The sequence below is a fragment of the Rhizorhabdus dicambivorans genome (assembly GCF_002355275.1).
In the GTDB taxonomy this organism is placed as follows: Bacteria; Pseudomonadota; Alphaproteobacteria; order Sphingomonadales; family Sphingomonadaceae; genus Rhizorhabdus; species Rhizorhabdus dicambivorans.
Genome location: NZ_CP023449.1, coordinates 3,782,280 through 3,805,950, shown reverse-complemented (window position 1 = coordinate 3,805,950; position 23,671 = coordinate 3,782,280). Strand labels below are relative to the sequence as shown.

The following is a 23,671-nucleotide window of genomic DNA, read 5'->3' as shown; positions in this document are numbered from 1 at the left end:
ATGACCCGGCAGCAATCAGGCTGGCCTCCGCCAGCTCTTGGGTCAGCGCTACGGCCAGCCTGATTACTGCCTACCGTGGGCGTCCATCGCCGACCTTACTGCAAAGTTGCGAGCGGCGCAGACTGTCCAGATAAGGCCACCAACTCCTCGAAGGCGTATTTCTTCGTGCCGAAGCCGCCGGTCAGGTCGCGACCAAGTCGGGAGGCATGGCCGCTGGCGTGCCCGAGTTCGTGTAGGGCCGTGCGGTGCCAGTTGATCGGCTCGAAATAGGCCTGCGGCGGCGGCACCTGCACATAGTCGTGCGCCGGCACATAGAAGGCGCGATCGCCGCCGATGCGGAAATCGATGCCCGTCGCTTCGATCAGAGCCTCGACGCGCGGCTCGATGAGGCCGGGTGGCGGCGGTGGAGCGATGGCGGCGATGTTGTCCGGCAGGCCGTCGCATTGCGCGGCGTTGAAGACGGTGAAGCGCTTGAGGAACGGAATCGCGGCGGCGTCCTCGCCGGTCTCGCGGGCTCGGCGCTTCTCGTCCTCCGGCGTGAAGCGGTCGGCATAGACGACGGTCGTGCCATGCTCACCCTTGCGGACATTGCCGCCCAGCGACAGTGCCTGGCGGAAGGTGAGCCAACTCTGGCCGGGGAAGCCGTGCTGGATCACCGCCCCCCAGAGGATGAGCACGTTGATGCCGGAATAGTGCCGTCCGGTCGCAGCGTTGCGGGGCATGGCGAGCGGCGCCTTGGCCGCGGCCGATCCCCATGGCTGGACCCAGGGCGCACGGCCCGCCTCAAGCTCGGCGATGATCTTGTCGGTGATGTCGTCATAGAGGCTCGTCCGGCCTGAACTGGCGCGGGCACTGTGGTTTTTGCTGAACATCGCGGTTCTCCGCGACGGGCGCCGGAAACCTCTTCTCCAGCCCTCAACCCGTCACGGGAAACCCGTCCGCACTCTCACTCTATGGGGGCGTTGCGGGGATCTCCCCGCAGAAGGGGTCGGGCGAGACCCTTTGGCTCGACCGCAGGGGAAGGCTTTCCCCCCTTGTCCGTGCTTTTCCGCACCGAAGGCGCTTTCCTTGAAAACTGTCAGAAAACTGCGTATGTTCCTGACAGGAGAAAGACAATGACACGGCTGACCGAACAGATTCTGTCGCATATGGCGGGTTTGCCCGAGGGCGCTTCTGTGTCCGCTAAGGGGCTGCTCCATCTCGGCAATCGCGCCGCAGTGGACCAGGCCTTGTCGCGTCTGGCCGAACGCGAGCAACTCATCCGGGCTGGGCGCGGTGTCTATCTCCGCCCCGTCGCCAGTCGGTTCGGGACGCGCGCGCCGTCGGTCGAACAGGCTGTGGAGGCCCTTGCCAGCCAGCGTGGCGAGACCATTGTCTCGAACGGTGCGGCGGCCGCAAACGCCCTTGGCCTGACGACACAGGTGCCGGTTCGCTCGGTCTATCTGACTTCTGGGCGCAGCCGGAAGATGAATCTCGGCAAGCAGGTCGTGGAATTGCGCCATGCCCCGCGCTGGCAATTGGCTCTGGCCAACCGGCCGGCGGGAGAGGCCGTCCGGGCCTTGGCCTGGCTCGGCCCGGAGAAAGCCGAAACTGCGCTCAGGACATTGAAGCGAAAGCTGCCGCCCAGCGCATTTGGCGAATTGGTGGCGGCCGCGCCGCAGCTTCCGACATGGTTGGCGCAGAGTGTCGGGAAGGCGGCCTATGGCTGAAACCTTCCTGCTCCTCTCGGCTCAGGATCGCCGCGACGCCCTTGGCGTCGCGGCTGATCGTTCGGGGCGGCCCGCGCATCTGCTCGAAAAGGACGTCTGGGTGGTGTGGGCGTTGAGCACGCTCTACGCGGCGCCGCTTGGTGACCATCTGGTGTTCAAGGGCGGCACATCGCTGTCGAAAGCCTATCAGGTCATCCATCGGTTTTCCGAAGATGTCGATCTGACCTACGACATTCGAGCGATTGCGCCCGACTTGGTCGGGGACAATGGCGAGGGTGTGCCGAAAACGCGGAGCGAGGAAAAACGCTGGTCCAGCGAGGTCCGTCGGCGTTTGCCGGCCTGGGTCGCGGAAACCGTGCAGCCCGTGATCGCGAACGCGCTGGCCGCCGAAGGACTGGCGGCGGCTATCCGCGTCGAGGATGACAGGCTCTTCATCGACTATGAGGCGACCGCGGCCGGGTCAGGCTATGTCGCGCCCAGCGTCATGCTGGAGTTTGGCGCCCGCTCGACGGGCGAACCGGCGAGCCTGCGCGATGTCTCCTGCGACGCCGCCGGCCTGATCGACGGACTGGTATTCCCGATGGCGCGGCCGCGAGTCATGCATGCGGAGCGGACCTTCTGGGAGAAGGCGACCGCCATTCACGTCTTCTGCCTCCAGGAGCGGCTGCGCGGCGACCGCTTCGCGCGACACTGGCACGATGTCGTCCGGCTGGATGAAGCCGGCTTCGCGGAAGCTGCTTTCGCCGATCGCGAACTGGCCAACGCTGTCGCCCGGCACAAGTCGATGTTCTTTGCGGAGAAGGCCGCCGACCGCACGCCGATCAACTATGCAGCGGCCGTCAGCGGCGGCCTACAGCTCGTGCCGGTCGGCGATGGCGCGAAGGCGCTGAGGGACGACTATGCCCGCATGGTCGAGGATGGGCTGCTCTTCGATGACGGAGAGCCGTTCGAGGCGCTCATGGCGCGATGTACAGATATAGCTGCGCGGGCTAACCGAATGGGGGCCTAAAGGGGGGCAGGGCGTTGAAGATATTCTCGGTAGTGATCGAAAATTTTCGCGGCATCCAGTCGGCCAAACTGGTGCTGCCTGATCACGCCGTACTGATCGGCGACAACAATACTGGCAAATCGTCAGTATTCGAGGCGATCGATCTCGCCTTGGGGCCGGACCGGCTGAGCCGGCGACCACCCGTGGATGAACATGATTTCTATCAAGGGCGCTATCTTCCCAGTCCAGACCCCGATGCTCCCGAGGACGCGGAGCCAGGTCCCGCACCGAAAATCACGGTCGAGGTGACGATCACCAATCTGTCGCCGGAGCAGGAGGCACGATTTGGAGCCAACGTCGAGTGGCTGAACACTACTACCGGAGACTTCTATCAGGAGGCCGACCCGGCTGGGGTCGATACTGCCGAGATCAAGGCCGCGCTGCGCGTCACATTCGTCGGCCAATACGATCCTGATGAGGATGACTTCGTCGGCAACAGCTATTTCACGCGCAGCCTGTCAGAGGATGAGACACCTGCATCGTTCTCGAAGAAGGACAAGCAGCACTGCGGATTTCTTTTCCTGCGGTCGTTGAGGACAGGATCTCGGGCGCTCAGCTTGGAACATGGCAGCCTGCTGGACATAATCCTCCGGCTGAAGGAAATCCGGCCGCAGATGTGGGAAGGGACGATCGGAACGCTTGCAGCCTACGATGTCGCGAGCGACCCGGCCATTGGCATCTCGGGCGTGCTCGAGAGCATCGACAAGTCGCTGAAGAAATACGTCCCGCGCGAATGGGGAGTGAAGCCGCACCTTAAGGTGTCGAACCTGACACGCGAGCATTTGCGCAAGGTCATCACCGCGTTCATCGCCACAGGCGCGGGCGATCATGCCGCTCCCTTCTTTCGGCAGGGAACGGGGACGATCAACATGCTGGTGCTCGCGATGCTGTCACAGATCGCCGAGGACAAGCAGAATGTCATTTTTGCGATGGAGGAAGCCGAAACGGCAATTCCGCCATACGCGCAGAAGCGGATTGTCCATGAGCTGCGCAAGCTGTCGGCGCAGTCGCTCTTCACGTCGCACTCGCCGTATGTGCTCGAAGAATTCAGCCTCGACGAAACCGTCATCCTCTCGCGATCGGACAATGGCCAACTGAACCAATCCAAAATCGAGTTGCCGGAGAGCATAAAGCACAAGCGTTATCGGCAGGATTTCCGAACCCGGTTTTGCGAGGGGCTCCTTTCGCGCCGTGTCCTCATCGCCGAAGGTGCGACGGAGGCGACCTCCTTTCCGGTCGTCGCGCGCCGATTGGCGGAGCTCAATCCCGCGACCTATGCGTCTTTGGAAGCCTTGGGCGTCTGCGTGATCGACGCCGGAAGCGAGACCCAGATCGCCGACCTTGGGGCGCTGTACAAAAGTCTCGGAAAACGGACCTTTGCGTTATGCGACAAGCAGACGGATGCTGCCAAAGCAGCCATTGAGGCGCAGGTGGAACGCCTGTTCATGCACGACGAGAAGGGTGTCGAGGATCTGATCCTCAAGAACACCGCGCCGGCCGCACTGGAGCGGTTTGCCGATCAGCTCGATTGGCCGCAGCATCTGCTCGCGAAATACCCCGATCCTAAGGCCCAGGCGGCTGCGGCGCTTGCGGACTATTTTGGCTGGTCGAAAGGCAATTGGGGAATAGCCGAATTTTTGGCCCAGTGCTCTGAAGCCGAAATCCCGCAGTGGCTCCGCGATGCCTGCGTCACCTTGAAAGCGCTGTGCGATCCGCCTCCACAGCCAGTCGAAGCCGACGCCGAAGGCGAAGACGATTTTGCTGATCTGTTAGGATAGGCGATTGTGCTGTGGTCGACCTGACAGAAGCGCAGAAGGAAATTCTACAAGCGGTTGGGCATCAACTCGTCACCGGCGGCCCCGGTTCGGGGAAGACTACCGTCTCTATCCTCAAAGCGGCCAAGATCGCGCGGGAGAAATTGAAGCCAGGACAGCGCATCCTGTTCCTCAGCTTCGCGCGCGCAACCGTTTCCCGCGTGCTGGAGGCGATCGACGAGGAAAGCGCAATCACGCGAGAGGAGAGGCGACGGATCGAGGTCGATACCTACCATTCGTTCTTCTGGCGCATCCTTAAAACGCACGGCTACCTTGTCGGTTTTCCACGACGGATGACGATCCTCACGCCTCCGAATGAGGCGATTGCATTGTCGGCGGTTCGAAGCGGCTACAAGGCGGCCAAGAATCTGTCGGACGAAGAAAAGGCCGAGAAGCGCGCGAAGGAGGAAGCGGAGCGTGTCCGGTTGGCGACCGAAGAAGGGAAGGTCTGCTTCGACCTGTTCGCAGGCCGCGTGGCGACCCTGCTTCATGGCTCGGATAAGGTTCGAGGGCTCATCTCTACGATGTATCCGTACATTATCCTGGATGAGTTTCAGGACACCAGCGCCGATCAATGGCGGGTGGTCCAAGCCCTCGGCGCCAACAGCACGTTGATCGCTCTTGCCGACCCGGAGCAGCGCATCTTCGATTTCATCGGCGCCGATCCGGAAAGGCTGAACCACTTCACGGCAGCCTTCGCGCCAACGGCTCACGATCTCGCCGGTGACAACCATCGGAGTAAGGGGACTGAGATTGCTCTATTCGGCAATGACATCCTGACCGGCAATTTTCGGCAGAAGGAATACCAGGGGATCGGCTACGCGCCGTTCGCGTCGAACACCAACCAGGCTTACGCTTCACTGGTTGGCCAAGTGTTGCAGGCCCGGAAGCGCTTGGTTGAGTCTGGCCGGCGCAACTGGTCGTTGGCGATTCTCGTGCCGACCAAGAAAATGACGCGGATGGTGTCTGACGTCCTGCGCGAGCCATTCGGCAATGTTCCGCCGATTTCCCACTCAGCAGCTGTCGATATGGAAGGCCCGATCCTTGCCGCAGAGATCATTGCTTTCCTGCTCCAACAGCGCGGGCATGACGGATGTTTCGACGCATTTGTCGAGTTGATGTGCAGCTATTTCCACGGTCGAGGTGGCGCCACGCCGACCAAGGGCGACATGGACGAGGCTGCGCGGTTCCGGAAGGCGCTGTCCAAGTGGAACGAATGTCTAGAGAAAGGACGACCGACGCCTGGCAACAGTGTCTTGCAGGGAACCTATGCCGTACATCAGGCAACTGCTGCGCTGACGCTCACGGGCGATCCGGGTGCAGATTGGGTTGCGGTGCGCGGCGTGCTGGACGCCGGGGCCTGTCAGAGACTGAATGATGTCGCAAAGGACGTCCGTAACGTGCGTCTGCTCGAGCGCGGTACGCAGCTCCGTCAGGGGTTGGCGCAGGACTGGCGTGACGTCGGCGGCTATAGCAACGCGCTTGCGATCACCCGCCAGTCATTTGTTCAGGAGCATTTCGCAACGGCCCACAAGCCTGAATCCGGCATCGTGGTGATGAACATGCACAAGGCGAAGGGAAAGCAATTCGACGAGGTTGTGATCTTTGAAGGATGGCCAAAACGGTTCAAGGGCGAAATCGTGGCTAATCCTGATCGGATCGTCTCCGGCAATGTCCACGATGGGGCGATGACGCAGGCGCGTCAGAATTTTCGGGTCAGCGTCACACGCGCAAGGGCGCGCACGACAATCATGACACCAAGCGATGAGGTCTGTGTTTTGCTCAGGCCTGGACCGGCATGACCCAAGCCTCTGGGTATGAAGTGCAAGATGACGACCTCTTCTGACCATCTGGAGTCCATGGCGCAGACGCTAGAGGCGACCGGCGATTATCGCGTCATCCGGCGTCTTAAGCCGCGTCCATCCAATATGCCGTCTCCCGAAACTCCCGTCCGACTCGGCATGGTGGTGGATGTGGAGACAACGGGGCTCGATCCCCAGCGCGACGAGATCATAGAACTCGCCATGACGCCATTCAGCTACGGCTTGGATGGCACCGTTTTCAGTGTGGGCGACAGCTTCCAAGGGCTGCATCAGCCGAGCGAGCTTATTCTCCCGGAGATCACCGCGATCACAGGCATCACCAACGAGATGGTGGCTGGCCAGATCATCGATCCCGCCCTGGTGGCCAAATTCGCGGCGCCAGCTTCGCTCGTCATCGCGCACAACGCGGCGTTCGACCGCCGCTTCCTCGAGCGCTTCAGCGACGTGTTCTCGACGAAGCCCTGGGCCTGCTCGCTCAGCCAGGTCGACTGGGCGGCGGAAGGATTCGAGGGCGCGAAGCTCGCCTATCTCGCTCAGGCGGCCGGCTTCTTCTATGACCGTCACCGTGCGATGCACGACTGTCTTGCGACGATCGAGCTGTTGGCGATGCGGCTGCCCCGATCTGGCGTTACGGGCCTTAGCCGCCTTCTGGCCGGCGCTCGTACTGTCGCCTGGCGCATCTGGGCGGAGAACTCGCCCTTCGACCTCAAGGATGTTCTCAAGGCGCGGGGATACCGTTGGAACGGCGATCCCGGCCCGCAGCCGCGCGCTTGGTATATCGACGTTCCCGAAGCCCAACGCGAGGCTGAGCTTCGGTTCTTGAGATCGGAAATCTATCGGTATGAGGTCGATCTCCCGGTCCGGCGGATCGATGCCTATGATCGGTTTTCAGATCGCATTTAAGCGCCACCAAAGGTCGGGCTAACGCTTGCTCTGGTCGTATCCGTTGCCGCCCTCGACGTTTCCTGCCGCCTTCAGTAGGTCCCCGACGGAGCGTCCGCCAATCCGGCAGGTGGCCACCACACGGTCGTAGGACTTATGGTTGGCGATGCATTCCGCGTTCCGGCCCATGGCTGAGAACACCGGGAATAAAAGGGGCCACGGATCGGCCAGTCTCACCGGATTAAAAAGGGGCCAGTCCTGCTAGACCTCCGTTTTTGGGCGGAGGTGGAGGATGAAGAGAGTGGAGCTTTATCAGAAGGTCCGCCGCGCCGTGCTGATTGACGGGATGAGCCGTCGCGCTGCCGCCCGGTATTTTGGGATCAATCGCAAGACCGTCGACAAGATGCTGTGCTTTCCAGAGCCAGCAGCGCACGGCCGGAGCGGGCAAACCTACAGCCGCAAGCTGTCCGGATTTACCGACATCATTGACCAAATCCTGGTGGATGACCGCAAGGTTCACATCAAACAGCGACACACTGCCGCGCGTATTTTCGAGCGTCTGCGCGATGAACATGGCTTCACCGGCGGCATCACCATTGTTCGCGACTATGTGGCGGGCGCCAAGTTGCGCAGCCGCGAGGTGTTCATACCATTGAGCCACAAGCCGGGGCATGCGCAGGTGGATTTTGGTGAGGCGGACGGGATCATCGACGGCAAGTTGGTGCGGTTCCACTATTTCTGCATGGACCTGCCGCACAGCGATGCGCCGTTCGTTAAAGCCTATCCTGCCGAGGTGGCTGAGGCATTTTGCGAAGGGCACGTGGCGGCCTTTGCCTTCTTCGGCGGCATCCCGCAGTCGATCCTGTATGACAACACCAAGCTGGCAGTGGCGCAGATCCTGGGCGACGGGAAGCGCGAGCGCAGCCGGATGTTCTCGACCCTCCAGAGCCATTACCTGTTCGAAGACAAATTCGGGCGCCCCGGCAAGGGTAACGACAAGGGCAAGGTCGAGGGGCTGGTCGGTTATTCCCGGCGCCACTTCATGGTGCCGAGGCCAGAGGCGCCCAGCTTTGATGCGCTGAACGCGCGCTTTGTCGAACAATGCATGGAGCGACGACAGGCCATCTTGCGCGGGCATGAGCGCAGCATCGGTGACAGGCTGGTGGCTGATCTGGCGGCCTTTATGCCGCTACCGGCGGTGCCGTTCGATCCCTGCCATATGGTGACGGGGCGGGCCTCGTCGATGTCGCTGGTGCGCTATCGTACCAATGATTATTCGGTGCCGACGGCCTATGCCCACCAGGAGGTCGTAATCAAAGGCTATGTCGATCGGGTTGCGATCATCTGTGGCGGGGAGCTGATCGCAGTGCATCCGCGCAGCTATGAGCGGGAGGACTTCATTGCCAACCCGCTGCACTATCTGGCGCTGTTAGAACAGAAACCCCGCGCGCTTGATCAGGCAGCGCCGCTCGATGGCTGGGTGCTGGCTGAACCGATGCATCGCATCCGACGACTGATGGAGGCGCGCAGCGGCAAAGAGGGACGGCGCGAGTTCATCCAGGTGCTGCGGCTATGCGAACGCTTCGAGCAGTCCCTGGTGGAATGGGCAGTGGCCCGCGCGCTGGAGATGGGGGCAATCAGCTTCGATGCGATCAAGATGATCGCGCTGGCCCGCCTCGAACAGCGTGTGCCGCGCCTCGATCTGCAATTTTACCCGCATTTGCCGCGCGCGAATGTCGGGCGTACCGATCCGCGCACCTACATGGGCCTGCTCTCGCAGGCAGGCACTCCAGCGACGGGAGTGGCAGCATGAGTGATCCCATGATGCCGCTGCCAGCCATCGAGGCCGAACCCACCAGCGTGCCGCCCGCTGTACTACTGGCCAACCATCTCAAAGCGCTCAAGCTGCCCACCTTTGTGCGCGAGTATGAGAAGGTCGCCTTCGAGGCCGCGCAGGATCGGGCCGATTACCCCCGCTATCTGCTGCGCCTGTGCGAACTTGAACGGATTGATCGCGAGCGCCGGATGGTGGAGCGCCGTATCCGCATGGCTCGCTTCCCGCACACCAAGAGCTTTGACACCTTCGACTTTGCAGCCCAGCCATCACTGAACAAGGCCTTGGTTCTGGAACTGGCGCGCGGTGAATGGATCGAGCGGCGGCGTAATGTCATTGCGCTGGGCCCCAGCGGCACCGGTAAGACCCACACCGCCCTCGCGCTAGGACTGGCTGCGTGCCAGAAAGGGCACAGCGTGGCCTTCACAACGGCCGCGGCGTTGGTCCATGACCTGATGGAGGCTCGCGACGAGCGTCGCTTGCGCAGCCTGCAAAAGCATCTGGCATCTGTAAAGCTGCTGATCCTCGACGAGTTGGGATATGTACCATTCACCGCCGTGGGCGGCGAGTTGCTGTTCGAGGTACTCAGCCAGCGCTATGAACGCGGCAGCACGCTGATCACCAGCAATCTGCCCTTCGATGAATGGACATCGGTGTTCGGCTCCGAACGCCTGACCGGCGCCCTGCTCGACCGGCTGACACACCACGTCCACATTCTCGAGATGAATGGTGACAGCTTCCGTCTCGCCAGCAGCCGCAAGCGCCAGAAGGACAAGGGGGAGGATAAATGACCTAAGAACGGGCGGCCATCGGCAGCGGGAAATCGGCTTCCGCTCCGCTCCAGCCGCTTCCCCGCTGCCGATGCTGCCCAGCCTCAACCTTGGGGCTTTTTGTTCAAACCAACTGGCCCCATTTTAAACCGGTGCCTGGCCCGTTTTTATCCCGGCGTTGACAATGGCAAGTCTTTCCAGCGCGGCCTTGGCAGCAGGGCCGGTGGGGGAGTGGAGTTCGGGCGCGTAGAAATCCTTCAGCCGGATCTCCACCCAGTTGGCTGGCCCTTGGCCCACGGCCACGCACAGGGAGTCGCCATCGCCGACATAGACCACAGGACCGGAGAAGTGCGCGCCCCGGTGGAGATAGGACGGCATCGGGCCGCGGTCGGGAATGGCCTTGCAGGGATCGGCCTTGGCCGCGGTCGCCGTGGCCAGCGCCGCCAGCAACGCCAGGCCGATTACGATACGCATAGTTGCTTCTCACTTCCGCTTTAGGGGGCGCCGGAGGCTCATGCCGCTGCTTTCAGGCGCTTCTTGGCGAGCATGGCGCGGACGAACTTGTCCCATTTCGCCATGCCCGCGCGCTTTTCCACCATGTAGTGCCAGCGGTCATAGTGCTTGGAGCTGACGTCCTGCAAAGCATGGTTCTGAAGGCGGTCGCGGATTTCTTTCGAGATCCCCGCCTTGCCGGTCAGCGTCTTGAAGGTCCGGCGCAGGTCGCGGTTTGTCACATAGGGTATCACGCCGCGGTCCCGCTGGCGCCACATGAACGAGTAAAGCGTGCCGTGGCTGACGGGCTTGGACGGGTCTGTGGCCGACGGGAAGAACCAGCCATATTCGTTGACGTTGATGGATGCGAGTAGCTCTGCGGCCAACTCAGGCACAGGAACGGCATGGGGCTGATTGTTCTTGGTCTTGGACCAGTCGATGATCTTTTCCTTCGCGTCCCACTGGTCGATGTGAAGGCTCGCGATCTCCTGGACGCGCTGGCCGGTCAGCATGATGATCCTGACGGCGCGGGTATAGGGCGGGTGAACCGGCGTGTCGGGGCATTCCAGCCAACGATAGAGCTGCACGAACTCGTCCTCGTCGAGCCAGCGAGTGCCCTTGACCTTAGGTTCGGTCGGAATGCCTGTCGCCGGATTGAAGGGGATGCGAAAGCGGCGAGCCGACTGCTGCCGATAGTCGTTGTCGGACTTCATGCCCCAGCCAAAGGCCGCATGGAGGTAGGAGCGCACATGGTCGGCCATCGACTTGGCGCCGCGCTCATAGATCGGGCGGATCAGTTCGACGACTTCCTCGGCCTCGATCTCGCGGGCGAGGCGGTTGCGCCCAAGGGTGTCGGCGATCTTGTTGAGGCCCTTCTCAGTCTCCTTCCAGGAGGGCTTGTCGGCAGCCTTGAGTGACGCGACGTATCCTTCGAAGAGGTCAGCGACAGTGCCGGGGCGGGTGTCGGATGCGATCTTGATGCTCCGGCCCTTCTGGATCACGTCGGCATAGTCGCGCTTGAAAACCTCACGAGCCTCCGCGAGCGACGTCGAAGGGTAGGCACCGATCTTCTTCTTGGTGCGTTTGCCGTCACGCCATTGCTGCGCCATCCAGTCGGCCGTGACGCGCTTCGGCATCGGCTTGAGAACAAGGACGAGCCGGCCAGTGCCGCGCCCCTCGCCATCGGCAAGGTTCTCCTGCTTGCGGCTGATCTCGACGCGCTTCAGCGCATGTCGGATAGCGGTGTCGGTCAGGGCTGGCATGGCGTTTCCTCCTTGTCCGCAACTGGGATCGGTCGAGGAGAAACGGGGATCGTTTACTGGGAGCGGAAAGCCGTTTTCTATCCCTTCAACCGCCCCCAATTTGCCAAAACCGTCCCCACTACGCAATGCCAAAAATGGGCGATTTCTCTAGTGTTTCAACGTGTTTGAACGTGATCCTGCGGGATCGAAATGAGTGAGTGGGGTGGTTATGGACGATGATCAGCGCGACCGAACTCAGTTCGATCGCGCGGCGTATGACCTCGCGTACATGCACGGCCGCCTGGTCGATCGATCCCTCGGAAACCAGTTCGTCCCGGATCAGCCTGTTCTTGCTGTTCAGATGCAGTACGCGGACCCGCTCGATCGAGCGATGCGCCATGTCGGCACGCAGATAATCGCTCAGCGCCTGCCAATTCGACAGGATGTCGCCCTGCTCGATCTCGCTGCGCAACAGTCGGAGCGCGGACGCCTCGGCGATCTTGAGCGCCGCGATCACTCCTTCGCTCAACTCCATCCGGCCGAGCGATTCGGGATCGGCCGATAGCAGGGGGCCTAGGCCGCCATATTCCTTGAGCAGGCGCCGGGCCATCGGCTTGGTGTCGCGGCGCGGGATGGCAAGGGCGAGCAGATATTCGACCAGTTCATGGTCCTGGAGCGCCTCGGGGCCGCCTTCGATCAGGCGCTTGCGCAGGCGGGCGCGATGGCCGCTGGCGTCATGAGCAGGATCGATTTGACTGGTCGCCATCGCGGCGCAAGCTAGCCGATTTTTCCGGCGGCGCCAGCCGTCCGGCTCAGCCGACCCCCATCCGGCTGAAATCGTGGATATGGACGAGGCCGACCGGCCTTTCCGGCGTCGCATGATCCATGACGAACAGCGCCGTGATCTTGTTGGCGCTCATCATCGCCAGCGCGTCTTCGGCATAGGTACCATCGGGGATCGTCTTGGGGTGGCGGGTCATCACGTCGGCGGCGTTGCTAAGCAGCAGCCGATCGATGTTGCGGCGAAGATCGCCATCGGTGATCGTGCCGATCAGCCGGCCTTCCTCATCCATCACTCCGGCGATGCCAAGGCTCTTTTCGGTCATCGTCACCAGCACATCGCGCATCGGGGCGCCGGCGGTGACCAGCGGTAGCTGGTCCCCGCTATGCATGATCTCGTTGATGGGCAGCAGCCTCAGCCCGATCGCTCCGCCAGGATGGAGGCGTTCGAGCTGCTGGCGGGTGATGCCGCGAACGCTCATCGTCGCGACCGCGAGCGCATCGCCCAGGGCGAGCATCAGCGTGGTGGAGGCGGTGGGGGAGATATTCGCCGGACAGGCTTCCCGCACCGCAGGCAGGATGATCGCGGCGCGCGCCGCCTGTGCCATCGGTGAATGGCGCTGTGAGCTGATCGCGACGATCGGACAGGCAAGGCTCTGCGCATAATCCATGATCGGCCGCAGTTCGGGGGTGGCCCCCGAATTGGACAGCAGAACGAGCAGGTCGCCCGCCAGCAGCATGCCGAGATCGCCATGCGCCGCCTCGCCCGGATGGACGAAGATGGCCGGTGTGCCGGTCGAGGCAAAAGTCGCCGCCATCTTGCGGGCGATATGGCCCGATTTCCCCATGCCGCTGACGACGACGCGCCCTCGTGTCGCCAGGATCAGCTCCACCGCGTCGGCGAACTCCTCGTCGAGCACGTCGCGCAGCAGGGCCAGCGCCTGCGACTCGACCTCCAGCACCGTGCGGCCATGGTCCAGGATCGCGGCCCGTGTCGTGGACGCCGCGCGATCGGGTTTCAGCAGGAGATGATGGTACATTGCGGGCCTCAGGGCTTCATCGCGAACCATGTCGGGTACATCGAGTTCCACGAATCCTCATGGCAATCGATGACATGAAGTTCGAGCCCATTGTCGGCGCAGAATGCATCGACGGCAGCGACGACCAGCGGCCAGTCCGGCGCATAGTCATCGCCCGCGATGATCCCGCCTCGTTTCAGCTTGGGCAGCCATTCGCGGAAGGTTGCGCCATTGAGCTCGCCATCATGCGCGTAGCCGTCGACATAGATGAAGTCGAAATACTCGTCGGGGAACAGGCAGAGCGCCTCGTCGAAGCGCATTCGCAGCGTCGTATTCCGCTCGCGATAGGGGCTCAGCCGGGCAACGGCCTCCCGATATTGCTCGATGCCATGGCCACGATCGCCCGCCCACATGTCGACGCTGTAGAGATGTCCGATATGGGGATAGCGCAGTATCCGCTCCGAAAAGTCGCCTGCCGCCACGCCCAGCTCGATCCCGATCCCGCCTTCGGCGAACAGCGATGCGACATCGTCGCGGCGCGTGAAATCCTTTGTCAGGCCCTTCAGCGCGCGGCTCATCTGCGGCGTGTAGACCGGCGACCAGCGGATGTTCGGATCTGCTTCCGCCATGGTCCGGGAGCGATATTCCTGGCCCTTTATGTAGAATGTGACGGCCAGCGTATTACGGACGCGCTCATCCGGCCCGATCTCGTCCACACTGTGCCAGCTTTCCTCCGTGCGGACGAAGGAATAGGCCGTGTTGGGCTGGAAGCGGTTCTTCTTGAGGCGTTCGAATCCGTCCCCGCTGCGCTTGTGGAACACCGTTCCCAGGTGAAGCTGGCTGTCATCCTCGGGCAGATAGAATTGCAGCGTGGCCACCTTGCTCGTCGCGTCGGGATGGATTCCGATCCGGTAGCCCGGCAGATCGCGATACAGGATGGGCACCGGGATCAGTTCCGGGATCGCGTCGCCGAAGCGTTTGCGGAGCGTGTCGCCATATTTGGCGACGATGGCGTCGGTGATGGCGGGTGCGGTGAATACGCCGATCATCGCTTCCCAGAACGGCTGCGTCTCCAGCGCCAGGCGGTCGAGCGAGTCATAGGTCAGATCGAGCAGATAGCGGGTAATGCTTCCGTCAGCCGCAACGGCATCGGGATGCTCGATCGGGTCATAGGCCTCGTCGGCTGGAAGCATCGCCAGAAGATCGCGATAGACAGGTTCGGGAAACATATCCTCGGCGAAGATATTGCCGCAGGGCTGATCATCGAGCGGCGCTGCCGCGATACGGCTCGCGATCCGCTCGATCAGCTGGTCGGTCGTGAAATCCTCGTTCGCGACGGGCTCGGCAGCCGGTTCGGGCCGCTTGGCCAGGCTCGCCGGATCGCGATGGAAAAGAAAGTTCAGCACGTCTCGGGTCTGCGGCGTGGCGAAGGCCGCATTCTGCCGCTTGTGCACGAAGTGCAGGCCGGCTTTTTCGAGGATGGCGGTGACAGCCGAAACCTGTGCCTCGTCGCTGTCGATCAATTCTATGGAAACGGAGCGGAGCCGCGCGTCGGCGAGCGTATGGCGCGCGCCACGGATGATCGGCAGTTCGATGCCGTCGACATCGATCTTCAGATGGGTCGGCACTTCCATGCCGAAATCGGCGATGAAGCTGTCGATGTCGTAACCGACCATTCCCTGCCGGAAAGCAGGCTCGAAGGGCTGGCCCCGGAAGTCCCGCGCCTCGCCGAAATTGCTCATCGAGGTTCCGATGTCGAGGCTCGCCAGGTTCATCTCGGCGATCGATTTGCCCTCGGCGAAGGCCAGGCAGAGCGGCGTCACCACATCCTGCAGCCCGTTCAACGCGATCGTGGTGCAGAACTGGTGGTAATTGGCGAAATGCGGCTCGAAACCGAAGGTGCGGACCCCCTTTACCCCTGCGTAGATGCTGTAGATGCCCACATTGGCGCCGATGTCCCACAGAGTGTCGCCGGGTTCGAAGCCGTCGATCCATTCGATCGTCTCGGGTTCCTTGTCGAGCAGCGTGTCGTAACGCCAGCCGGCTCCCTGTTCGAGATAATGGATCGCATGTCCGTTGGCGTGGATCGTCTTGAGGCCGGGGAGGGCGAAGTCGTGCAGCGGGGCGTTCATCGATAATCTCCCTCAGGCAGCCCGCAGCTGCGCATTTTCACGTTCCAGGTCGCGCGCCCAGGAGGCGAGGCCGAAACGGCGTATGTCGACCTGGCGCCAGAACAGGCCCGGGTCGCGTTGCCACAGCGGGAAATGGGCGAGCGCGTTGGCGCATTGCGATCCCATGTCGATCACCTCGGCCAGTTCCTGCAGGTAGAAGGGCAGCGGCTGGCCGTCGGCGCCCATCTGCTGTTCGTGCGGGAAAGCCGCGGCCTTCAGCGCTGTGTCGGCGCCATGGCGGAAGCAGGCGAGCGCGGTCTGCGGATCCCCATCGGCAAGATGGATACGCGCCTCGTAGAATGAGGCGGCGATGGTCTTGGTGGCGAGCAGCGGCGAAAAGTCTGCCCAGTCGGCTTCGGCCGCTTCGCGATACCAGCGCCTGGCGGCAGCCCGATCCTCGATCAGCTCGTTGAGCCGGCCCGCCAGGAAGGCGAGCGAGATGCGCCAGCGGCGCACATGGACGGGCGTGTCCTCCGCCAGGTGCCGGCCGGCATAGGCCTGTATCAGTGGCAGCATCGCCATCGCCAGGTCGGCGCGGCGCATCTCCAGCACACGATAGCCGAGCACCGCGATGGCGGCGCCGCGATCGGCCGAATCCTCCCGCGAATCCTCGATCACGCATTCGGCGAGCCGGGCGAGCTTGACCTCATGGTCGATCCGCTCACCCATCTGCACCAGGCTGCGGTAGAGCCAGGGATTATCATAGGCCGCACCGAAATCGACAAGGGCCGGCAGCGGTCCCCTGGCGGCGGGAAAGGCCGGATTGTCGTAGGTTTCGGCAGCGGCCGCACCGATCAGCGGGTTGGCGGAGGCGACCATGATCAGCCATTCGGTGGCGGCGGCCTGTTCCGCCTCCACGGCCATGATGGCGTGGGGCCCTGCCGGATTGGGGCTGACCGGAAACTGCACATAGCGCTTCTCGGGCAGGAAATATTCGGAAACGGCATCGCTGAAGCTGGCCCAGTCGGAAGGGCATGCGGGGTCGTCCGCGCGCTGTTGCCAGCCGATGACGATACGGCCGTCATGCTTCAGCACCCGCGCATAATCGTCGAGCCGGGCGATCCAATCCTCGGGAACGGCAGGCTCCAGCGCGACGATGAGGTCGATCGAGTGATCGGCCAGCCGGCTCAGGCCCGCATCGACGGTCTCGCCGCCGCCGTTCCACTGTCCCCTGTCCTTCGACACCCGTACCGTCGATCCGCCGCGCGACAGCGCCATCAGGATTGCGCTGCCATCGGCTGATCCCTGGCCGTCAACCAGGATGCGATCACCGGGGCGGACATGGTTTGCCGCCGCCACGTAACGGGCGATCAGCGCATCGGCCTCGACGCCCTTGCGCAGCCACGACGGATCCTTGCCCTTCGCACGCTGCCACAGCGTCGCGCCGGGCATCATCTCCGCCGTCCAGGACGAATAATCTCCCATCGCCATCCCGCCCGGGTGGCGCTGCCAGCCGGCGTCGAACAACGTGCGTTCCAGCGCGGGGCGATCCTGGCCCGCGCTCTGCAACACCAATATGTCCGTCTGTCGGAAGGGGCGAAGCGCCTGCACGAAATCCGCGCCCGCATCTGGCTGGGTCCACGCTAGGAAGCCTGCGGTCGTTCCACGATTCCGGGCGGCGGCGGACAGGGCGGATACGTCGATTGTCTCGCAACCCATCAGCGCCAGTTCGCGGGCCAGATCGGCATGCGCCTGCCGGTCGAGCGCGATGCGGCAGGGGCCCAGCCGCTGGACGAGGGCGTTGGCATTCTGGATCGACACTCGGTTCTCCACGGACCCGGGGAAGCCGGCGCGGAACCGGCCCCGCGCGGCATCTGTTTCCTCTGCGTGCCGTTATGCGGGCAAGGTGTTGAGGGTTGGTTAACCATGTTCTGGAAGGCGCGCCCGCCATTGCGGGACACGCATTTGGCCCCTAGCCTGCGCTGATGGAGGTTGCGTCCAGAGTTTTGTCCCGCCCGCTGCTGGCGATCGGTGCTGGGACGGTGCTGCTCGTTGGCGGTGCAGTCTGGCTATGGACCGAGCGGACGCCCATCGCCGCTTCCTATATCGATGAGGCGCTGGCGGCGAAGGGGGTGCCGGCCAGCTATCGCCTCACCCGTGTCGGGTTTCGTACCCAGCGGATCGAGGCCATCCGCATCGGCGACCCCGCCCACCCGGATCTGACCGCCGACTGGGCCGAGATCGAACTGGCCGTCGGGCTGACAGGGGTTCGCGTCCGCGCGATCGATGCCGGCGGCGTGCGGCTGCGGGGGCGACTGGTCGACGGAAAGCTGTCGCTGGGCGCGATCGACCGACTGCTGCCGGAAACGAAGAGCGATCAGCCCTTCGCCTTGCCCGATATCGGTCTCACCGCACGCAGGATGGGCTTCGATGTGGATACACCCCAGGGGATGGTTCGCACGACGCTGGATGGCCGGGGCAATCTCAAGGACGGATTCCGCGGCACGCTCGACCTGGGTTCGGATCGCCTGGCGGCCGGAGGATGTACCGTCACCGGCGTCACGGCACGCATCGGCCTGCATATGGCGGGGGGAAAACCCTTCGCCAAGGGGCCGGCAAGCGCGCGGAGAATCGGCTGTCCCCAGGCGACGATCATGGCGCCCACGCTTGCGATCGACGCGCGCGGCGACGGCGATCTCACGCGCTGGCGCGGGACGCTCGGGATCGAACGGGGGCAGTTGATCGCCGGTCCGACGCAAGCAGGGCGCCTGTTCGGATCGGTCGGTTTCGATCTTTCGCCGAAGCGGCTGGCCGGCAATGCGCGGCTTGGTGCGGAGCGGCTCCGCCACGCCGCTATGGCCGCCGATCGCCTGGTGCTGGCTGCCGACTGGCAGGCCGACCCCAGAGCGCACACTGCGTCGGCGAAAGGCGACCTGCGTCTGATCAGTGGCAGGCTCGATCCGATGGTAGTTGATCGCATCGCGCGACAGCTGGCGGTGGACGGTGTTCCCGTCGGCCCCGTGCTGGCGGCATGGGGGCAGGCGTTGCGGCGGTCCGCGCGCGGGGTCGACGGGATCGCCGCCTTCTCCCTCAGTCATGCTCCAGAAGGCGGCGGCCTGCGGATCGAGCGCATCGATGGGGCTGCTGCAGGCGGCGGGCGCCTGCTGGTGCGGTCCGAGGGATCGGAAGGCCTGGGCTGGCGCTGGCCGCAGGGCGGCGCCGTCGCGAATGCCAGCATCGAGCTGTCGGGCGGCGGTCTACCCCAATTGTCGATGAGCCTGCGCCAGGCCGTCCCGGGCGCGCCGTTGAGCGGGTCTGCGACTATCGCGCCGACGCGCGCCGCGGGCGCGCGGCTGGCCTTCGCCCCGATCCTGTTCGGCCCGGGCCGGCGCGGCGAGACCCTGGTCTCGACTCGGGTGACGATGGACGGTCCCCTCGCCGACGGCCGTATCGAGGGGCTGGATCTGCCGATCCGGCTGGCCTTCGCCGGAGACGGGCGTTTCGCGCTCAATCCAGGCTGCGCGCCGCTCGCATTCAACCGCCTTGCTATCGCTGGAACCGTGATCGGCCGGGCCAGCCTGCCGGTCTGCCCGGTTCAGGGCGCGTTGCTCGGGCGCACCGCTGCCGGCCGCATTTATGGCGGTGCCCGGATAGCGGCACCCCGGCTGCGCGGCGCGGTGGGCGGTCAGCCGTTGACGCTGGCCGCGCGCTCGCTCGACATCGCGGTGGCGCGGCCGGGTTTCCGGCTCGATGCGCTTGCGGTTCGGCTGGGCGATCCGATGGCGCCGACCCGGCTCGATGTCGCCATGCTGGACGGTCAGGCCGGCGCAAACGGCCTGTCGGGCCGCTTCGAGGAGGCGGCTGGCAAGCTCGCGGCGGTTCCCCTGCTGATCTCGGACGGGGCGGGGCGCTGGGCGCTTGCCGGCAGTCGCTTCACCCTCGACGGCGGCATCAAGGTTGACGATACCGAGACGGCGTCGCCGCGCTTGCGTCAGCTCGTCTCCAGCGACGTCAGGCTTGTCCTGCTCGGGGGCCGCATCGCCGCCACCGCCACCTTGCGCGAACCACGATCGGGCGTAGCAGTCACCAAGGTTGCCGTCCGCCACGATCTGTCACGGGGCGCGGGCGACGCCGTGCTCGATGTGGACCGGCTGCGGTTCGGCAAGGCGCTGCAGCCCGAAGCGGTCACCCCGCTCACCCTCGGCATGATCGCCAATGTCTATGGCACGCTGAACGGACAGGGGCGAATTCGCTGGGCCGGCGGGAATGTCGTAAGCGATGGCGAGTTCCGTACCGATGGCCTCAACCTCGCCGCCGCCTTTGGCCCGGTCACGGGCCTGAGCGGCACGATCCGCTTCACCGACCTGCTTGGCCTTGTCACCGCCCCCGACCAGCAGGTGCGCATCGCCGAGGTCAACCCGGGCGTCGCGGTCACTGAAGGTGTGATCCGCTATCGCATCCTGCCCGACCGCAAGCTGGCGGTTGCCGATGGCCGCTGGCCCTTCGCCGGCGGCACCCTCACCCTGGAGCCGACTGTGCTCGACATGGGGCAGCCCGTCGCGCGGAGGCTGACCTTCCGGATCGACGGCCTCGATGCGGCGACGTTCGTCCAGCAGCTCGAGTTCAAGAACATCGCCGTTACCGGCAAGTTCGATGGCGTCCTGCCAATCATATTCGATGCGCAGGGCGGGCGGATCGAAAATGGCGTGCTCAGGGTGCGGCCCGGAGGCGGCACGCTCTCCTATGTCGGCGATGTCACCAACGCCGATCTCGGCCGGATGGCACGAATCGCCTTCGATGCGCTGAAGTCGATGCGTTACGACCGGCTGACGATCGATCTCAACGGCAGCCTCGACGGAGAGATCGTCAGCCAGGTCCGCTTCGACGGTACCAACGACCAGCCGCAGGAAACCGTGCGCAGGGGCGGCATCGTCGGCCGCATTCTGGCCCCGGTCACCCGGCTGCCCTTCCGCTTCAAGATCACCATTACGGCGCCGTTCCGCGGGCTGGTCAATTCGGCGCAGACCTTTGTCGATCCCTCGATCGTGCTGCGTAACACCGCTTCGGGGGCTGTACAGGCCCAGCCCGTCGATCCCGTTACGCCCCCGACCTCCATTCAGCCCCGGTAAAGCGAGAGCATGCGATGAACATAGCCACATTGACGATGAAGCGTTGCAATGCGAGCCTCGGAAGATGACAGGTACGAAGCTCGCATCGATGGGTACGCTGGCCGTCGCGGTCCTGATGCTGCCAGGCTGCATCAACGTCGCGGCGCCCGACAAGCCGATCGAGATCAACCTCAATGTCAATGTGAAGCAGGAGGTGGTCGTTCGGCTCCAGAAGGACGCCGACGATTTCATCGCCAACAATCCGGAGCTGTTTCCGAAATGATGCGCCCGTTTAATGCCATGTGGTCCAGGACCACGCTGATCGCCGCCGCGCTGGCCGTGGCCACACCCGCGCTCGCCGCCGATCCGATCGTCGAGCAGGCGCTGTCCGCCGGCACGATCGGCGAGCAGTGGGACGGCTATATCGGCTTTGTCTCGGCTCCTTCGGGCGATCTTAAGCACGCCGTGGACGCGATCAACATCAAGCGCCGCGCCGGCTATACCCAGATCGCCGCCGCCCGTAACGTGACGGTCGACCAGTTCGCCCAGACAACCGCCTGTTCCACGCTGCGCGCAGTCAAGCCCGGGCAGGCCTATAAGCTCAAGGACGGCGGCTGGCGCACCCGCGTCGGATCGGAATCGATCACCCCCGATTATTGCGGCTGATCGGGGGCGTGGTTGTCAGCCGGGCGGATCAGGCGCGGGCCGTGGCCAGCGCCTGATCGACGGCATCGGCCAACGCCTTGAGATGATAGGGCTTGCGGACCAGCGGAAAACCCCGTGTGCCCGCCACCGAGATATGTTCGCTATAGCCCGTCGTCAGGATGATCGGCAGCGAAGGGCGCCGCTGCTTGAGTGCCCCGGCGAGTTCCAGCCCGTCCATGCCTGGCATCGCCACATCGCTGAACACCAGATCGAACGCGGTGCCCTTGTCGGCGATATCCAGCGCCTCGGAGCCGCTGCGCGCGCGAAGCACCGCATGGCCTAGCTCGCCCAGCAGGGTTTCGGCGAGGTTGCCGACCTCCTCATTGTCCTCGACCAGCAGCACGCGCCCGGATATTTCGCTGGCTGCCGCTACGGCGGGCGTGGGGTCGGCCGCAGACGGCTCGTAGCTGCTCGCGGGGAGCTGCATGGTCAGGATCGTGCCCCGGCCAAGCCTGCTCTCGATCCGCGCCTCGCCGCCCGATTGCGCAGCGAAACCATGGACCTGGCTCAAGCCCAGCCCCGTTCCCTTGCCGACCGGTTTGGTTGTGAAGAAGGGCTCGAACACATGGGCGAGCTTGTCGGGCGCGATGCCGCTGCCATTGTCCTCGATCGTCACCGTCACGCTGCCGTCGCCCGTTGGCGCCGCGCCGGCGCTGCGCGTCCGGATCGTCACTTTGCCGCCTTCGGGCATGGCGTCGCGGGCATTGACGATGATGTTGAGCAACGCCGCCTCGAACTGACCGGGGTCGACCTCGACCGACGGCAGGCCCTGTTCGAGATGGGTGGAAAGCTCGATCCGCGGGCCGAGCGTGGGCTGCAGCATCACCAGCATCTTGAGGATGCTCTGGTTCAGGTCGATCAGTTCGGGCTTCAGCGGCTGCCGGCGCGCGAACGCCAGTAGCTGGCCGGTCAACAATGATCCCTGCATCGAGGCGTCGATGATCGCCTGGCTGAACCTTTTCAACCGCTCCTCGGTCAGGTTCGGTCGCTGCAGCATCTCGGCGGAGCCGTGGATCACCGCGAGCAGATTGTTGAAATCGTGCGCGACCCCGCCGGTCAGCTTGCCCAGCGCCTGCATCTTCTGTGCTTCGCGAAGCTGCTCCTCGGTGCGGATGCGTTCCTCCATCTGGAACTGCAGCTCGCTATTGGCCTCGGCCAGCGTCTGGTTGACCTTGCGCAGTGCGGCTTGGCCGGAGCCCAGCACCGCCAGCACCAGCGAGGTCATCCCTACCAGCAGCACGATCATCGCATAGCGCGCCAGCCGCCGAGACAGCGGCTCGATCGCGCCGCCGAGATAGACCGTCCCGATCCTCGTGCCGCTCCGCATGACCGGCGCGATCGCCTGGAAGGGTGCGACCTTGGCTTTGCCGATCTCCGCGAACCGGGCCGGCAGCGGGGTCCGGCCGCGCGCATAGCCGGCGAACTGGACTCCCTTCACGTCATAGACCCCGGCCGCCAATATCTGCGGGCTCACCCGCAGCGCATCGACCGATTCTTGCGCCGCCGCGGGGTCGCCGAAGTCGAGCGCGGCGGTCACGCTCGCAGCCAATATGTCGGCCTGTACCTCGGTGGCGTGCTGCTGCTCGGCGCGGTAGCTCCGCTCGTTCTGGAATATGATCCACAGGCCTGCACTCAGCAGCAGCAGCACGGCCAGCGGCACGAACATGGCGGCGCGCGGCCGTGGGAGGGCGGCCATCAGCTTCACGACGCGCGGGTCCGCGACTTGACACTGAGGGCCAGGCTCAGCAGTCGCGCGCTGATCGACAGGTTGTTGCGGGCTGCCAGCGCATCGTCGATGTGAAAGCGCACCCGGCCGTCCTTCAGCGCGAAGTGAACGATCCCGCGCCCCGCGCCCAGGCTGGCATCGGTGACTGTCAGGATCGGCTGGCCGCGCAGTGCCTCCTGCATCGCGGCGGCGCTCTGCCGCGTCGATCCGCCCAGGAAGGCGATATTGCAATGTTCCGCCCCGGCTGTGCTGTCGAGGCGGCGAATCTGGATCGGATGCAGGTCGACGCGCTGGTTGCCGGCCGCCTCGTCCAGGTTGCGTCCGAACGGATCCTGGCCGATCACGCAGAGCAGCATCGGGGCGCTCGTGCCACCGGTGGCCCCGGGTGGCCAGTTCACATAGGCGGCGAATTTGGGGAGGAAGGCGGCCTTTACCTGGATGTCCGGCATCGCCGACGGTGCCGCCGTCGCGCCGCCGGCCAGCGCGATCACGGCGATCGCCAGAGCGGTGAGGCGGCGGGCGCTCATAGCCGCCACCGGATTCCGGCAAGGACCTTGCGGGTCACCGGATTGGCGCTCTCCGCCTGATATTCCTGGTGGCGGGCATGGA

General features: G+C 64.3%; 19 protein-coding genes. 10 read left to right on the top strand and 9 right to left on the bottom strand.

Features of this window, described 5'->3' with window-relative positions; translation table 11 throughout:
* Positions 1–95: 95 nt before the first annotated feature.
* Complete coding sequence (locus CMV14_RS17885) at positions 96–872, bottom strand: ArdC family protein (protein ID WP_096367784.1); 777 nt, start codon at positions 870–872, stop codon at positions 96–98.
* Between the two features lie 243 nt (positions 873–1,115).
* On the opposite strand from CMV14_RS17885, the gene CMV14_RS17880 reads away from it, so the two are divergent.
* The 7 genes from CMV14_RS17880 to istB all read left to right on the top strand — a co-directional run bounded on the left by CMV14_RS17880 (position 1,116) and on the right by istB (position 9,901).
* Entirely contained in the window at positions 1,116–1,709 is a 594-nt protein-coding gene (locus CMV14_RS17880; protein WP_066970298.1) for a DUF6088 family protein, read from the top strand.
* Positions 1,702–2,718 (top strand): nucleotidyl transferase AbiEii/AbiGii toxin family protein, encoded by a 1,017-nt coding sequence (locus tag CMV14_RS17875; protein WP_066970302.1) that lies wholly within the window; start codon positions 1,702–1,704, stop codon positions 2,716–2,718. The genes CMV14_RS17880 and CMV14_RS17875 overlap by 8 nt, the downstream gene beginning before the upstream one ends.
* Before the next feature lie 14 nt (positions 2,719–2,732).
* Positions 2,733–4,535 carry an ATP-dependent nuclease gene (locus CMV14_RS17870; protein ID WP_066970305.1) on the top strand — a complete coding sequence of 601 codons (1,803 nt, stop codon included), beginning with the start codon at positions 2,733–2,735 and terminating at the stop codon, positions 4,533–4,535.
* Positions 4,536–4,546: 11 nt separating this feature from the next.
* The gene (locus CMV14_RS17865) at positions 4,547–6,373 is read left to right on the top strand and encodes a UvrD-helicase domain-containing protein (protein ID WP_066970308.1); all 1,827 of its coding nucleotides are present in this window, start codon (positions 4,547–4,549) and stop codon (positions 6,371–6,373) included.
* Between the two features lie 15 nt (positions 6,374–6,388).
* On the top strand, positions 6,389–7,297 hold the full coding sequence (locus tag CMV14_RS17860) for a 3'-5' exonuclease (RefSeq protein WP_217992416.1): 909 nt from the start codon (positions 6,389–6,391) through the stop codon (positions 7,295–7,297).
* A gap of 271 nt (positions 7,298–7,568) precedes the next feature.
* Positions 7,569–9,089, top strand: a complete 1,521-nt coding sequence (gene istA, locus CMV14_RS17850) for an IS21 family transposase (protein ID WP_096367681.1) — start codon at positions 7,569–7,571, stop codon at positions 9,087–9,089.
* Between the two features lie 11 nt (positions 9,090–9,100).
* Complete coding sequence (istB, locus tag CMV14_RS17845) at positions 9,101–9,901, top strand: IS21-like element helper ATPase IstB (RefSeq protein WP_066970386.1); 801 nt, start codon at positions 9,101–9,103, stop codon at positions 9,899–9,901.
* A gap of 123 nt (positions 9,902–10,024) precedes the next feature.
* On the opposite strand, the gene CMV14_RS17840 is transcribed toward istB, so the two are convergent.
* The 6 genes from CMV14_RS17840 to CMV14_RS17815 form a co-directional block, all read right to left on the bottom strand.
* Positions 10,025–10,354 carry a hypothetical protein gene (locus CMV14_RS17840; RefSeq protein ID WP_176488992.1) on the bottom strand — a complete coding sequence of 110 codons (330 nt, stop codon included), beginning with the start codon at positions 10,352–10,354 and terminating at the stop codon, positions 10,025–10,027.
* Between the two features lie 38 nt (positions 10,355–10,392).
* Positions 10,393–11,634 carry a tyrosine-type recombinase/integrase gene (locus CMV14_RS17835; protein WP_066969840.1) on the bottom strand — a complete coding sequence of 414 codons (1,242 nt, stop codon included), beginning with the start codon at positions 11,632–11,634 and terminating at the stop codon, positions 10,393–10,395.
* A gap of 118 nt (positions 11,635–11,752) precedes the next feature.
* Entirely contained in the window at positions 11,753–12,379 is a 627-nt protein-coding gene (locus CMV14_RS17830) for a JAB domain-containing protein (RefSeq protein ID WP_083216168.1), read from the bottom strand.
* A 46-nt stretch (positions 12,380–12,425) separates the two neighbouring features.
* Positions 12,426–13,433: a KpsF/GutQ family sugar-phosphate isomerase gene (locus tag CMV14_RS17825; RefSeq protein WP_066969844.1), complete on the bottom strand. Its 1,008-nt coding sequence runs from the start codon at positions 13,431–13,433 to the stop codon at positions 12,426–12,428.
* Positions 13,434–13,441: 8 nt separating this feature from the next.
* Entirely contained in the window at positions 13,442–15,544 is a 2,103-nt protein-coding gene (locus CMV14_RS17820) for a class I SAM-dependent methyltransferase (protein WP_066969847.1), read from the bottom strand.
* A 12-nt stretch (positions 15,545–15,556) separates the two neighbouring features.
* A complete protein-coding gene (locus CMV14_RS17815) occupies positions 15,557–17,344 on the bottom strand; it encodes a hypothetical protein (RefSeq protein ID WP_066969849.1) in 1,788 nt (595 codons plus the stop codon).
* A gap of 185 nt (positions 17,345–17,529) precedes the next feature.
* Between CMV14_RS17815 and CMV14_RS17810 the strand changes: the two genes are divergently transcribed.
* The 3 genes from CMV14_RS17810 to CMV14_RS17800 all read left to right on the top strand — a co-directional run bounded on the left by CMV14_RS17810 (position 17,530) and on the right by CMV14_RS17800 (position 21,297).
* Positions 17,530–20,652 carry an intermembrane phospholipid transport YdbH family protein gene (locus CMV14_RS17810; protein WP_066969851.1) on the top strand — a complete coding sequence of 1,041 codons (3,123 nt, stop codon included), beginning with the start codon at positions 17,530–17,532 and terminating at the stop codon, positions 20,650–20,652.
* 64 nt (positions 20,653–20,716) lie between these two features.
* Positions 20,717–20,914 (top strand): YnbE family lipoprotein, encoded by a 198-nt coding sequence (locus CMV14_RS17805; RefSeq protein ID WP_066969853.1) that lies wholly within the window; start codon positions 20,717–20,719, stop codon positions 20,912–20,914.
* Positions 20,911–21,297: a YdbL family probable chaperone protein gene (locus tag CMV14_RS17800; protein ID WP_066969855.1), complete on the top strand. Its 387-nt coding sequence runs from the start codon at positions 20,911–20,913 to the stop codon at positions 21,295–21,297. Before CMV14_RS17805 ends, CMV14_RS17800 begins: the two co-directional genes overlap by 4 nt.
* 28 nt (positions 21,298–21,325) lie before the next feature.
* Here the strand turns inward: CMV14_RS17800 and CMV14_RS17795 are convergent, their stop codons facing one another.
* Positions 21,326–23,032 (bottom strand): ATP-binding protein, encoded by a 1,707-nt coding sequence (locus CMV14_RS17795; RefSeq protein WP_066969877.1) that lies wholly within the window; start codon positions 23,030–23,032, stop codon positions 21,326–21,328.
* Positions 23,033–23,037: 5 nt separating this feature from the next.
* A complete protein-coding gene (locus CMV14_RS17790; protein WP_066969857.1) occupies positions 23,038–23,589 on the bottom strand; it encodes a TOL_0243 family YfiR-like periplasmic protein in 552 nt (183 codons plus the stop codon).
* Positions 23,590–23,671: the final 82 nt, after the last annotated feature.

Excerpts from the sequence above, each read along its gene's own strand:
- CMV14_RS17795 (WP_066969877.1), bottom strand. The coding sequence starts at position 23,032 with ATGGCCGCCCTCCCACGGCCGCGCGCCGCCATGTTCGTGCCGCTGGCC.
- CMV14_RS17820 (WP_066969847.1), bottom strand. The coding sequence starts at position 15,544 with ATGAACGCCCCGCTGCACGACTTCGCCCTCCCCGGCCTCAAGACGATC.
- CMV14_RS17860 (WP_217992416.1), top strand. The coding sequence starts at position 6,389 with ATGAAGTGCAAGATGACGACCTCTTCTGACCATCTGGAGTCCATGGCG.
- istB (WP_066970386.1), top strand. The coding sequence starts at position 9,101 with ATGCCGCTGCCAGCCATCGAGGCCGAACCCACCAGCGTGCCGCCCGCT.
- CMV14_RS17885 (WP_096367784.1), bottom strand. The coding sequence starts at position 872 with ATGTTCAGCAAAAACCACAGTGCCCGCGCCAGTTCAGGCCGGACGAGC.
- CMV14_RS17800 (WP_066969855.1), top strand. The coding sequence starts at position 20,911 with ATGATGCGCCCGTTTAATGCCATGTGGTCCAGGACCACGCTGATCGCC.
- CMV14_RS17825 (WP_066969844.1), bottom strand. The coding sequence starts at position 13,433 with ATGTACCATCATCTCCTGCTGAAACCCGATCGCGCGGCGTCCACGACA.
- CMV14_RS17835 (WP_066969840.1), bottom strand. The coding sequence starts at position 11,634 with ATGCCAGCCCTGACCGACACCGCTATCCGACATGCGCTGAAGCGCGTC.
- CMV14_RS17840 (WP_176488992.1), bottom strand. The coding sequence starts at position 10,354 with ATGCGTATCGTAATCGGCCTGGCGTTGCTGGCGGCGCTGGCCACGGCG.
- CMV14_RS17875 (WP_066970302.1), top strand. The coding sequence starts at position 1,702 with ATGGCTGAAACCTTCCTGCTCCTCTCGGCTCAGGATCGCCGCGACGCC.
- CMV14_RS17880 (WP_066970298.1), top strand. The coding sequence starts at position 1,116 with ATGACACGGCTGACCGAACAGATTCTGTCGCATATGGCGGGTTTGCCC.
- CMV14_RS17830 (WP_083216168.1), bottom strand. The coding sequence starts at position 12,379 with ATGGCGACCAGTCAAATCGATCCTGCTCATGACGCCAGCGGCCATCGC.
- CMV14_RS17790 (WP_066969857.1), bottom strand. The coding sequence starts at position 23,589 with ATGAGCGCCCGCCGCCTCACCGCTCTGGCGATCGCCGTGATCGCGCTG.
- CMV14_RS17805 (WP_066969853.1), top strand. The coding sequence starts at position 20,717 with ATGACAGGTACGAAGCTCGCATCGATGGGTACGCTGGCCGTCGCGGTC.
- istA (WP_096367681.1), top strand. The coding sequence starts at position 7,569 with ATGAAGAGAGTGGAGCTTTATCAGAAGGTCCGCCGCGCCGTGCTGATT.